Raw genomic sequence first — 13,082 nt, forward strand, 5'->3', positions numbered from 1 at the left:
AAGAAAATAGAAGCCGGCCTTTAAGGTCGGCTTTTTTTATGCTTTCAGCTTCCGTTACCTGTCATTGCGTTTGCTTTAAAAGTTCCCATACCTGACATGTTTTGACAAATTTGTCAGGTATCAGGGCTGCCAAAACTGTAAAATTGACTTAAAGTGGCAGTATATACGGCTTGGCACAGGAAATGATAGAAGCACTATGGTTTCAACGTTATATCATTAACCACAAAAACTAAAAACATAACAAACTATGTCAATCAGCATTAAACCATTAGCAGACAGAGTAATTGTAGCTCCTGCTGCAGCAGAAGAAAAAACGAAGTCTGGTATCATCATCCCGGACACTGCTAAAGAAAAACCACAGCGCGGCGAAGTGGTAGCAGTTGGCGAAGGCAAAGTTTCAGAGCAGGGTGCTCTTATGAAGCCACAGGTACAGGTAGGTGACCAAGTGTTGTATGGCAAGTATGCAGGTACAGAGATCTCTGTAGACGGTAGCGATTACCTGATCATGCGTGAGTCTGATATCCTGGCGATTCTTTAATCTTTTCCTTTAAACAAAAATCAAAGCAATATAACTATGGCTAAGAACATCACATTTGATGCCGACGCTCGCGCCAAAATTAAGTCTGGCGTAGACAAACTGGCAAATGCTGTTAAAGTAACATTAGGTCCAAAAGGCCGCAACGTGATCATCGACAAAAAATTCGGTGCTCCGACTATTACAAAAGACGGTGTATCCGTTGCTAAAGAAATTGAACTGAAAGACCCTATCGAGAACATGGGTGCTCAGTTGGTAAAAGAAGTGGCTTCTAAAACTGCCGACCAGGCAGGTGACGGTACGACTACTGCCACTGTACTGGCTCAGGCTATCTACACTGCCGGTATCAAGAACGTAGCGGCTGGCGCTAACCCAATGGATCTGAAGCGTGGTATCGACAAAGCAGTTCATGCCGTAGTTGAGAACCTTCGCTCCCAGTCCAAGAAAATCGAGAACTCTTCTGAAATTGCGCAGGTAGGTACTATCTCTGCCAACAACGACGCTGAGATCGGTAAAATGATCGCCGATGCGATGGACAAAGTGGGTAAAGACGGTGTGATCACGGTTGAGGAAGCAAAAGGCACTGAGACAGAAGTGAAAACGGTAGAAGGTATGCAGTTTGACCGCGGTTACCTCTCTCCTTACTTCGTAACCAACGCTGAGAAGATGGAAGCTGAGTTTGACAACCCTTTCATCCTGATCTACGACAAGAAAGTGTCTACCATGAAAGAGCTGCTTCCGGTATTGGAGCAGGTTGTTCAGACAGGTAAAGGCCTTGTGATCATTTCCGAAGATGTAGACGGCGAAGCATTGGCTACACTGGTAGTGAACAAACTGCGTGGCTCCCTGAAGATAGCTGCTGTAAAGGCTCCTGGCTTCGGCGACAGAAGAAAAGCTATGCTGGAAGATATCGCTATCCTGACAGGTGGTACTGTAATTTCTGAGGAAAGAGGTTACAAACTGGAGAACGCTACACTGGACTACCTCGGTACTGCTGAGAAAGTGATCATCGACAAAGACAACACTACGCTTGTGAATGGTGCCGGTCAGAAAGATGACATTGTAGCGCGTATCAACCAGATCAAATCTCAGATGGAAACCACTACATCTGATTACGATAAAGAAAAACTGCAGGAGCGTTTGGCTAAGCTTTCGGGTGGTGTGGCCATCCTTTACATCGGTGCTTCTACTGAAGTAGAGATGAAAGAGAAGAAAGACCGTGTAGATGACGCTTTGCACGCAACGCGTGCTGCTGTTGAAGAAGGTATTGTAGCAGGTGGTGGCGTTGCCCTGATCCGTGCGCTCGATTCCCTCAACAGCATCGACGTATACAATGCCGATGAGCAAACCGGTGTCAGCATCATCAAGACTGCCCTGGAAGCTCCTCTTAGAACGATCGTTTCGAACGCAGGTGGCGAAGGTTCTGTCGTAGTACAGGCTATCCGCGAAGGAAAAGCGGATTATGGCTACAACGCGCGCGATAACCGATATGAGAATATGTTCGCGGCCGGTATCATCGACCCGACAAAAGTGACGCGTCTTGCATTAGAGAACGCTGCTTCTATCGCCGGACTTCTGCTGACTACCGAGTGTGTAGTTTCTGAAGATGCGGAAGAAGACAAAGGTGCCGGTGCTGGCATGCCAGGAGGCATGGGCGGCATGGGCGGCATGATGTAATCAACTCCCATAGTTGAGTAAAAAAGCCCCGGGTCTGATGGTCCGGGGCTTTTTGTTTTATAAATGCTCCTATCTGCCGGCCAGCAGGTATAGCTCAATGCAGTTCTTTAATGCCGATCGTAATATCATGCGGCGCGACTTCATCCCCGCCAAAATACGGGTAGAGCTGGTAGCCCCCTCCTGTACCGGTGCAGTTCCGCTCCATGACGACCTGCTTCTCGTTGAGGTGGAAGGTATAGCGGTTATCTTCTATCCTGATCTCAAAAAGGCTGGGCTTGCCAAGGGCTACTGCGCCTATATAGGCTGTGTTACGCTTCTTATTCTGATAGGTATAGGCATGGATTTCGAGCTGCCCGTTATACCACCTCCAGCCAAAACGCGCGCTGTTGGTATGATGTTCTGTGCCGCAATCAGACACGCCATACAGCTTGTTGATGTCTGCCTGATTGGCTGAATTAGCTAAGGTATAGATGGCCGTCGTATTAAAAACTGCCTCAAAACGGATCAGAGAGGAATTGATGAACTTTACAGGACTCTGCGTAGCATGACTGCCCTTGGGTATCTTGTATGTGATGCCGGCCGGCTCAGGCGGCGCGTCCGCTGTTGTGTCGGTTGAGTTCTCGCAGGAAGAAAATAAAAGTAAAATGAGAAGGGCTGCCGCAAGTGGCAGGTTTTTAAAAAGCGAATTCACGTACTATTGTAAAATAAGGATATACTAAAATGTAGCAGGTATACCTAAATAGCTCATCTATACCTGATTGACTCTTTTTGAAAAAGTGGTGAAATATCAGAAATAGTATTAAAAAAACAAAGGCCCCTGCTGAGCAATCAGCAGGGGCCTTTGTTTAAAGTAAATCTTGGTTTTAACCGCGACCGTGCATCATATGCATAAGTTTGCGTGTCAAAGCAACCAGGATCAAACCGGCAATAATAACGAAAACGCCGATGGCAGAGAATATCGTCATAGCACCTAGCTCTTCAACATAAGATGCAATATAACCACCGGCAATCTGAGCAACGAACGGAGCCAGGAACCAAACACCCATCAGCATGGATACCAGCGTAACAGGTGCCAGGCGCGTTACCATAGAAAGGCCAATCGGAGAAAGGCAAAGCTCGCCGATAGTATGGAAGAAGTAAGTAGCAAGCAACCAACCGATGCTGGCTTTAACAGTAGCATCTTCAACACCACCGCGCTCCATTACAGCACCCACCATAAAGAAGAAACCGAGACCCAGCAGGATCATGCCCAGACCCATTTTAGTTGGGATGCTCAGGTCTTTGCCACGCTTGGCCAGGTATAACCACAAATTGGCTGTAAGTGGGGCAAATAAAACGATGAACAGTGGGTTTACAGACTGGAACCAGGATGTCGGGATCAGGAATCCAAAAACTTCACGGTCGATGTACCTATCCGTATAAACTGTGAGAGAGCTACCGGCCTGCTCGAAACCAGCCCAGAAGAAAATTACAAATATAGAAATGATGAAGATAACCGATACACGGTCAATTTCCTCTTTTGTAAGCTTGGCAGCCTTTGCAGGCTTGCCTGTTAGGGCATCATTCTCTGCTTTTACAGGCTTCAGGCCTAAGTCACCGAGTAATTTAGGTCCTAATGTATTAAAAACGATCTGGCCGATAACCATACCAATACCAGCTGCAAGGAAACCGTACTGGAAACCATAGTTAGTTACCTTTTCTACACCATCTACTACAGCTTTTGTTGCAAAGTAATCTTCCGCTAGGTAACCGCAAACAAGTGGCGCCAGGAAGGCACCTATGTTTATACCCATGTAAAAAATAGTGAAGGCAGAATCGCGGCGGGGATCGCCCTGGGCATACAGGTTACCTACTATTGAAGAAATATTTGGTTTGAAGAAACCGTTACCAATGATCAGTAGCAAAAGGCCAAGATAGGTCATCTCCACTCCCACGTAAGGCGTCGAGAATAGGCTGAACTGGCCGAGCGCCATTAGCACACCACCAATAAGGATGGCGCGGCGATGGCCCAGGTATTTATCGGCCAACCAACCACCAATAATAGGCGTAAAATACACGAAGCCGGTAAAATATCCGTAAATCAATGCAGCCTCGGCCACGCTGTACCCTAAACCGCCTTCCAGCGCAGTTTTGGTCAAATACAACATTAAGAGGCCACGCATACCGTAATAGCTGAAACGCTCCCATAGCTCAGTAAAAAATAAGAGGTACAGCCCTTTCGGATGCTTTAAGTTTTCTTTCTCCACTGTATCGTAGTGGGAGGAGCCATCGTTTACCGCAGCAACAGGGCGTTGTTGATTAACAGACATAGAGGTTTGTGGATTGATTGTGAAGTTAGTTGTGCAAACAAAGAGAGTAAATATATCGGTTTAAACAGAGACAGACAAATATTTTTACGTTGACCGCTTAAACTCAGACATCTACTTTATTAATAAAACTTAATAATATATTAATATCAAATATTCCATATTTTTGTAGCACAGTTGTGAAACAAACAGTTCACTTTTAAACCCTTTATTTTCAAATGAAAGAAACTGGCCATAAATCAAGTACATTAGATCTGGAAAGTTAGGCATCAAACAGGCACAGGAAGTGCTTTGGAACCTAAGCCCGGCAGAACTGGTGGAAGAAGCTATCAAAAACGGCGAAGGCGTACTGACTGACAATGGAGCCCTCATGTGCGACACGGGCAAATTTACAGGACGCTCTCCCAAAGACCGCTTCGTAGTAAAAGATGCCAAGACAGAAAACACAGTTTGGTGGGGTGACATCAACATTGCCTTTGACCCGGAGAAGTTCGATACCCTCTACAACAAGATGATCGATTCTCTGAAAGACCGCAAATTGTATGTGCGCGACGCATACGCAGGCGCTCACCCGGATTATCGCCTCAACCTTCGCATCATCAACACGCAGGCCTGGCATAACCTGTTCTGCAACAACATGTTCTTGCGCCTCAACGCAGAAGAGCTTCAAGAGCACCAACCCGAGTTTACCATCATCTGTGCCCCGGAATTTGAAGCGGATCCCGCAGTAGACGGCACGCGTCAGCCCAACTTCGCTATCATCAACTTCTCCCGCAACCTCATCCTGATCGGTGGCACAGGGTATGCCGGTGAAATGAAGAAAGGGATCTTCAGCGTACTCAATTACTTGCTTCCTCAGGAACGAAACACGCTTTCTATGCATTGTTCCGCAAACGTTGGCGTAAACGGGGACACTGCCATTTTCTTCGGTTTATCAGGCACCGGCAAGACGACATTGTCGGCCGACCCGAACCGCGGCCTGATCGGGGACGACGAACATGGCTGGACGTCCGACAGTGTCTTCAATTTTGAAGGTGGTTGCTACGCCAAAGTAATTGATCTGTCGCGTGAAAAAGAACCGCAGATCTGGGATGCCATCAAATTTGGTTCTATCGTAGAGAATACCCGTTTCTTTGAAGGTACCCGTACGGTAGACTATACCATCAAGTCCGTAACCGAGAACACCCGCACGGCCTACCCGATCAATTACATTGACAATGCCATAGAGCCCTCAAGGGCTGCTATACCTCAGAACATCTTCTTCCTGACAGCAGATGCTTTTGGTGTGTTGCCTCCGATCTCACGGCTGAATACAAGCCAGGCAATGTATCACTTCATTTCGGGTTATACGGCAAAAGTGGCAGGTACTGAAGTAGGCGTAACCGAACCCCAAACGACTTTCTCTGCCTGTTTTGGCGCAGCATTTCTTCCCCTTCACCCAACCAAGTATGCCGAAATGCTTGGCCAGAAGATGAATGAGAACAATGTGAACGTGTGGCTGGTAAATACCGGCTGGACAGGTGGCCCTTACGGGATTGGTTCCCGCATGAAGCTGGCTTATACCCGTGCCATGATCACGGCTGCCCTAAACGGGGAGCTTAACGAAGTGGAATATACCAAACATCCGGTGTTCTGTGTCGATATGCCCGCCACGTGCCCTAACGTGCCGGAAGAGATATTGAATCCGCGCAATACGTGGGCGAACAAAGAAGAATACGATGCCAAGGCAACAGACCTGGCAGCAAAGTTTGTGAAGAACTTCAGCAAATATGCTGATTTTGCCAGCGAAGATATCTTGGCAGGCGCTCCACAAGTGGAAGTTCCGATTAACTAATGCAACAGTAGAACCAGAAAAAGCCTTCCTGCCTGTGCAGGGAGGCTTTTTTTATTTCCGGTATGTTATATTCTTGTATGTGAAATGCATACTTTCGTATACTAGTAAGAGAAAAAGCAGAGTATCCGTCACCACATCCTTACAAAAAGCATAACAGTGCACATATTCTACACCCCCGATATAACCACTGACATCTATACCTTGTCTGAAGAGGAATCCAAGCATTGCACCCGTGTCTTGCGCCTGCAGCAGGGAGACACCGTGTATCTGGTAGATGGTAACGGCGGCAGGTATACGTCCATCATCCAGGATGCGAATCAGAAAAAATGCCAGTTACAGGTAATCGAAAAGCAGGTAGAATACGGAAAGTTGCCCTATTATGTACACATTGCAGTTGCGCCTACCAAGAACATAGACCGGATGGAGTGGTTTGTAGAAAAAGCCGTGGAAATTGGCGTGAGTGCCATCACGTTCCTGGAATGTGACCACTCGGAACGCAAGCAGCTGCGCCTGGACCGGATAGAAAAAATTGCGGTCAGTGCCATGAAGCAGTCCCAGAAAGGCTACATGCCCTTGCTGCGCGACATGGTACCATTCCGGAAATTTATACAGACCTGTGCGCCGGAAGATACATTTATTGCGCATTTAGAAGATGATGCCACCAAAAGTTTAAAGGATTACTTTAGATCGGACCGGACACACACGATCCTGATTGGGCCTGAAGGAGACTTCTCTCCGGAAGAGATCGCTGCTGCGTATGACACAGGTATAAGGCCCATCACATTGGGGGATAGCAGGCTGCGCACCGAAACGGCTGCCCTGGTCGCCTGTCATACTCTGCATGTATTACACGACATATACGCACCCTTATAAGGTGTACTGAACATAAGAATCTATGAAGCGATCCTTCCTGTTGCTATACCTCTTTCTGGCCTGTGGCGCTGTGCTCGCCCAGCAGAAGTATAGCTTTAAAATAGCCAAGTTAAAGTATAACGGCGGCGGAGACTGGTATGCCAACAAAACTTCGCTCCCAAACCTGATCAAGTTCTGCAACCAGAACCTGAACATGAACATCGCATCGGAAGAAGCAGTAGTCGAAGTCGGCAGTGTGGAACTCTTCAGCTATCCGTTCGTGCACATGACGGGGCACGGGAATGTCGTTTTTTCGGATGCCGAAGCCCAGAATCTGCGCAATTACCTTTTAAGCGGCGGTTTCCTGCACATCGACGACAACTATGGCTTGGACAAGTACATCCGCAAAGAGATGAAAAAGGTATTCCCCGAGTATGAGTTTGTGGAGTTACCCTTCGATCATCCTATCTACAGGCAGAAATATCCCTTCCCCAACGGGCTACCCAAGATACATGAGCATGACAATAAGCCCCCGCAAGGTTTTGGCATCATTCACAAAGGCAGACTGGTCTGCTTCTATACCTATGAAACGGATCTGGGAAATGGATGGGAAGACAGCGAAGTATACAATGACCCTGAAAATAAACGGCAGGATGCCCTTCGCATGGGGGCTAACATACTGGCCTACGCCCTGACTCAGTATTTGTAAAGTTTATACTAAAAATCAGTCAGGAAAACTTTTAATACTGCTTCCTATTAAAGATTTCCGTCAGAATAAAGGCCTGTCGGATGGACTGAGGATTATGCAGCATCTCTGCATACACATTAGCTTTGGGCTTCTCAAACCTTGGCTTTGGGAGCCGATCCAGGGAATCTTCTCTTCTTGCCTTCACCTTCTGATCATACAACCGGGCATCTTCCGGTACCTCCAGCGAAAGAACCCGCGGAGGTGCAGTTTCATACGAAACAGGTCTTGAGGCTGGCGTGTATTCGGGTTTAACTTTTTCAGCCGGTTGTCTTCCCTCCTGGTTGGCCTTCTCCATTTTAGACTGCATCTCCCGCAGTATGTCTTCAAAGGATGTGGCCGGTGTAGCCGGGCGGTGTTGCCGGTGTTCGGGAGTCGGACTAGGCATGGCTCGCGGAACAGGCCGTTCCCGCTGTGGATTTTGCTGCGGTGGCGCCTGATCGTTCGGAGTTTTAAACGCTTTGCGCCAGGCCGTAAAAATAAAATAGGCTACAATCGCCAGGATATAGAATATGAGTTTGAAATCTTCCATAGTGTCAGTCGCTTATCAAATATAGCATAAATAATGAATAGACGGGCCATCCTGCGCTACATATTTATACTCCCTTCATGCGCTATAGTAAGCAAATTAGTCTTATTTTTGAGTTTGGTTTGAATCGATTCCGCTGACGCGAATGCAAGTATCAAGATTAGAAATTAAGGGTTTCAAGAGTTTTGGCGACCGGGTTGTCATTAATTTTGATGAAGGTATAACGGGTATCGTAGGGCCCAATGGCTGTGGCAAGTCCAACATTGTGGATGCCATACGCTGGGTGTTGGGGGAGCAAAAGACCCGCAACCTGCGCTCCGACAAGATGGAGAACGTGATCTTCAACGGCTCCAAAACCCGCAAACCGGTGCAGATGGCCGAGGTGTCCATCACCTTTGATAACAACCGGGGCGTGCTTCCTACCGAATACTCCCAGGTGACCGTTACCCGCAAATACTACCGCAACGGCGACAGCGAGTATATGCTCAATGGCGTGACCTGCCGCCTGAAGGATATCAATGAATTGTTCCTCGATACAGGTATAGGCTCCGATAGCTATGCCATCATTGAGCTCAAAATGGTGGATGAGATTCTCAATGACAAAGAAAACTCCCGTCGCCTGCTTTTTGAAGAGGCCGCCGGTATATCCAAATTCCGGGTAAGGAAGAAACAGACACTCAAAAAGCTGGAAGAAACCGACGCCGACCTGGAGCGCGTAGAAGATGTGCTCTTTGAGATCGGCAAGAACATGAAAACGCTGGAACGTCAGGCAAAACAGGCCATTAGGTACTTTCAGCTCAAAGATGATTACAAGAAACACAGCCTGGAATTCTCCCGCCGTAACATAACGCAATACCAGCAAACGCTGGAACGCCTGGAGCAAGATGTGCAGCAGGAAACCTCCCTCAAAGAAAGCTATGTACTGGCTGTCACAGAAGCGGAAGATGCCATCGCCGACCAGAAAGCAGAGCTGAACCTGACACAGGAGCAACTCTCCGAAATGCAGAAAACCATGCAGGTGCAGACCGCGAAACTGCGCCAACTGGAGAATGACATCAAATTAAAATCAGAGCGCAGCAACTTCCTCAAAGAGCGGATGCAACAACTGCGGCAGCAGATCAGCCAGGACACATCGAGCCTGGAGCATACGCAGGAAAGCATTGTGCAGCTGCGCGAGGAGATGGAAACGGTACAGGACAGCTTTGCGGCGGCAGAGGAGCAGGTAAATGCACTGAAGGAAGAACTGCAGTTTGCCAATGAACAGAAGCTGAGCCTGCAGGAGTCCTTCCAGGAACTCACCCAGCAGCAGCGCAACAAGCAACATGCCGTCTTCCAGCTGAACAAATCATTGGAAATTAGCCAGGTACAGATACAGAACCTGACCTACGACCTGGAGCGCCTGCAACAGCAGCAATTGACCGCTGACGAAGACGCCGGCCTGCTACAGGAGCAACTGCAGGAAGCGCAGGCCGAACTGGAAGATAAAACAGCTGAGCTGGTACGCCTTCAGGCCAAAGAAGAATCCCTTGTGCAAAGTATAGAGAAAACGGAGGGAGACATTGAGGAACTGAAGCAGCAGCTGGTAGAACTGAACAGAGCGCTGGATGCCCGCCAGAACCAGCTCAACCTCACCAAATCGCTGGTCGAGAACATGGAGGGCTTCCCGGAGGCCATCAAGTACCTGGCCCATTCCGAAAGCTGGAGCAAACCTGCTCCCCTCCTTTCTGACATCATCGTTTGCGAGCCTGAGTACAAGGGCCTTATCGAGAGCTACCTGGAGCCTTACATGAACTTCTTTGTAGTGGATGAGCTGCAGGATGCTGTGGAGGCCATTGCCTTGCTGAAGAGTCAGAACAAGGGCAGAGCTAATTTTATTATCCTATCCGAGATCGAAGAACTGGAACCTACGGCTACTTTCAGCGACGGCAAATTAAAGGCCGGTTTTGAGGTAGTGTCAGCTGATAAGAAATATGGCAGCCTGCTGAAGTATATGCTTCGCAACGTATACATCAGCGACGAAACGGAAGAAGACTTTACGACAGAGGATTACCGCACGATCATTCTTAAAGACGGATCGGCGATCAAGAAGCCCCTCAGCTTGTCAGGGGGCTCTGTAGGGCTGCTGGATGGCAGCCGCCTGGGCCGCAAGCAAAACATGGAAAAGCTGGCCCAGGAGCTGGAAGAGCTCTCCCACCAGGTAGATGTGATGCAGAGCCGCATCAACACCCAGAACCAGATCCTGATCAACTACAAAAGCGAATCTCAGAAGGAAACGATCAGGCAGCTGGAGAAGGAAGTGGCCAAACAGCAGCAAGACCTGCTGACGATCCGCATCAAGAACGAGCAGCACCAGCAGAACAGGAAGAACTTCGACCAGAAGCAAGAAGAGCTGCAGCAACGTCTGGAGGATCTGCGGGTGCAGAGCCAGCAGGTATCTCCGCAAGCCGAAGAAGACATGCAGGAACTGAAGCGACTGGAAGAAGAACTGGCTGTGTATACCGCCCAGATCAACCAGCAGCAGGAGCAGATTACGGTCATCTCAGGAATGTATAACCAGGAAAACATCCAGTTCCACCAGTTGAAGAACCGTTTCGGCAGTCTGCAACAGGAGATCAGTTACAAGCAGAAGACGGTAGAGACCAACCAGGAACGCATAGAAGGACTGCGGCAGGAACTGGAAAGATCAGAAGAAGAAACTACGTTAGCTGCTGATTTCATCCAGGAGAATGAAGCCCTGGTAGCGTCTATGGTCGATGCGCGCCGTGAATTCGGGTATGAACTGGAAGATGTCGAGAAGAAGTACTTTAGCCTGCGCGGCGACCTGGAAGAAAAAGATAAAACGATCCGGGAGCTGCAGCGCAAACGCCAGAATGCCGATGAATTACTGATGCGCATGCAGCAGACGATCAACGATACCAAAATCAAGCTGGTATCGGTACAGGAGCGTCTGGCAGCGGAGTTTAGCATCGCGACCGAAGACCTGGAGCAGCCTATACCTGAAATGCAATACGACGAGTTGTTCCAGCTGAGCAATGAGGAACTGAGCAGGATCATCGCAGAAGTGAAATCAGCCCTGGATAAAATGGGCCCGGTAAATGCGATGGCTGCAGAAGCCTATATCGAGATCGAAGAGCGCAACAAATTCATCACCGAACAGCGCGATGACCTGGTCAATGCCAAGAATACGCTGATCGATACCATCAATGAGATCGATACGGTGGCGAAAGAGAAATTCCTGGCGTCCTTCAACGAGATCAAGCATAACTTTATTCGTGTTTTCCGCAGCCTCTTTACCGAAGAAGACAATTGTGACCTGGTACTGACCGATCCGAAAAATCCGCTGGAATCCCGTATCGAGATCATGGCGCAACCAAAAGGCAAGCGTCCGTTAACGATCAACCAGCTCTCGGGCGGAGAAAAAACGCTGACGGCTATCTCCCTGCTGTTTGCTATCTACCTGCTAAAGCCGGCGCCGTTCTGTATATTTGATGAGGTGGATGCACCGCTGGATGATGCCAACATTGACAAGTTCAACAACATCATCCGTACCTTCTCCAATGAGTCCCAGTTCATCGTGGTGACGCATAACAAACGCACCATGGCTTCTACCGATGTCATGTATGGCATCACCATGATCGAAGCTGGCATATCCCGGGTTATCCCGGTAGACCTGAGGCAGATAGCGTAACAGAGTCAAAGAATTACATCAATAGAAAAGCCGCTGAAAGTTCAGCGGCTTTTCTATTTTTCAATCAGAACAAGGTATAAGACCAGTCGCTATACCTGCCCTTCGGCTATGGCTTTCTGAACTTTCTTGGTCAGCGTAGCTTTCTTCAGTTCATACGACTGCTTAACATAATAAGCCCACTCCTGCTCTGAGAACCTGTCCCATTGTTGCACATACACCCACTTATTGCGGGCCATATACGGGGCAGGTATAATAGCAGGCGAAACGGAAAGTTCCTCGAACTCTTCTTCCTTCACTTTGAAGGAAACGCCGGAATCTCCTTCCAGGCCTGTCACGCAAAACATCTTACCGCCGACCAGGAAACAAAGGTCAGCACCCCAATTTACATCCTCTGTTACTCCGGGCAAAGCCAGGCACAGTTCGCGTAGTGATTCTATATTCATTTCCGTTATTTAAAACTGTAAAAGACGCGCTGCAACTACCGAACTCCCTGCTCGGGGAATTTGCCTTTTTTGGTGCGGTAGAAAGCCATGATCTTTTCCAGATCCGCATCAATATCTCCGGACGGGTAGATGGCCGGCCCTATACCTGCTTCTTTTCTGGCATAGTCCACGTAGCCCAGTACGATCGGCACGCCTGCCCCCAGCGCCACATGATAAAAGCCCAGGCGCCACCGTGGCTGGTATTTTCGGGTTCCTTCCGGTGTTACCATCACACACATATCGCCGGGTGTTTCCCTAAATATTCTGATCATGGCATCGACCATGCGCGTATTTTTGGAGCGATCGACAGGTATAGCCCCCATCGATTTCAATAAGCCTCCAAATGGAAATTTCATAAACTCCTTTTTGATCGTAAAACGGATCGGCGCATCCATGATGTAAAAGGCAGCTCTTGCGTAGATAAAATCCCAGTT

General features: G+C 48.4%; 11 protein-coding genes. 6 read left to right on the top strand and 5 right to left on the bottom strand.

What is annotated here, in order from left to right:
- Window positions 1-247 precede the first annotated feature (247 nt).
- Together groES and groL are read left to right on the top strand one after the other, a co-directional pair.
- Window positions 248-538, top strand: coding sequence for a co-chaperone GroES (groES, locus tag OB13_RS07680; protein WP_211214327.1), 291 nt, complete (start codon window positions 248-250; stop codon window positions 536-538).
- A 36-nt stretch (window positions 539-574) separates the two neighbouring features.
- Window positions 575-2,212, top strand: coding sequence for a chaperonin GroEL (groL, locus tag OB13_RS07685; RefSeq protein ID WP_461489573.1), 1,638 nt, complete (start codon window positions 575-577; stop codon window positions 2,210-2,212).
- A gap of 94 nt (window positions 2,213-2,306) precedes the next feature.
- On the opposite strand, the gene OB13_RS07690 is transcribed toward groL, so the two are convergent.
- Window positions 2,307-2,903, bottom strand: coding sequence for a hypothetical protein (locus tag OB13_RS07690; RefSeq protein ID WP_461489574.1), 597 nt, complete (start codon window positions 2,901-2,903; stop codon window positions 2,307-2,309).
- A gap of 172 nt (window positions 2,904-3,075) precedes the next feature.
- Window positions 3,076-4,521, bottom strand: a complete 1,446-nt coding sequence (locus tag OB13_RS07695; protein ID WP_461489575.1) for a peptide MFS transporter — start codon at window positions 4,519-4,521, stop codon at window positions 3,076-3,078.
- A gap of 283 nt (window positions 4,522-4,804) precedes the next feature.
- Between OB13_RS07695 and pckA the strand changes: the two genes are divergently transcribed.
- The 3 genes from pckA to OB13_RS07710 all read left to right on the top strand — a co-directional run bounded on the left by pckA (window position 4,805) and on the right by OB13_RS07710 (window position 7,913).
- On the top strand, window positions 4,805-6,352 hold the full coding sequence (gene pckA, locus OB13_RS07700) for a phosphoenolpyruvate carboxykinase (ATP) (protein WP_461489576.1): 1,548 nt from the start codon (window positions 4,805-4,807) through the stop codon (window positions 6,350-6,352).
- 156 nt (window positions 6,353-6,508) lie between these two features.
- On the top strand, window positions 6,509-7,225 hold the full coding sequence (locus OB13_RS07705) for a 16S rRNA (uracil(1498)-N(3))-methyltransferase (protein ID WP_461489577.1): 717 nt from the start codon (window positions 6,509-6,511) through the stop codon (window positions 7,223-7,225).
- A 22-nt stretch (window positions 7,226-7,247) separates the two neighbouring features.
- A complete protein-coding gene (locus OB13_RS07710; RefSeq protein ID WP_461489578.1) occupies window positions 7,248-7,913 on the top strand; it encodes a DUF4159 domain-containing protein in 666 nt (221 codons plus the stop codon).
- 31 nt (window positions 7,914-7,944) lie between these two features.
- Here OB13_RS07710 and OB13_RS07715 read toward each other — a convergent pair whose 3' ends face one another.
- A complete protein-coding gene (locus OB13_RS07715; protein ID WP_461489579.1) occupies window positions 7,945-8,481 on the bottom strand; it encodes a hypothetical protein in 537 nt (178 codons plus the stop codon).
- Window positions 8,482-8,623: 142 nt separating this feature from the next.
- Here OB13_RS07715 and smc point away from each other — a divergent pair, with 142 nt between their 5' ends.
- Window positions 8,624-12,166, top strand: coding sequence for a chromosome segregation protein SMC (gene smc, locus OB13_RS07720; RefSeq protein ID WP_461489580.1), 3,543 nt, complete (start codon window positions 8,624-8,626; stop codon window positions 12,164-12,166).
- 89 nt (window positions 12,167-12,255) lie between these two features.
- On the opposite strand, the gene OB13_RS07725 is transcribed toward smc, so the two are convergent.
- Both OB13_RS07725 and OB13_RS07730 read right to left on the bottom strand, forming a co-directional pair.
- A complete protein-coding gene (locus tag OB13_RS07725; protein WP_461489581.1) occupies window positions 12,256-12,609 on the bottom strand; it encodes an MmcQ/YjbR family DNA-binding protein in 354 nt (117 codons plus the stop codon).
- Between the two features lie 35 nt (window positions 12,610-12,644).
- Window positions 12,645-13,082: 1-acyl-sn-glycerol-3-phosphate acyltransferase (locus tag OB13_RS07730; RefSeq protein WP_461489582.1), on the bottom strand; the 438-nt coding region annotated here is incomplete at its 5' end.

This window comes from Pontibacter sp. HJ8 (assembly GCF_054824225.1).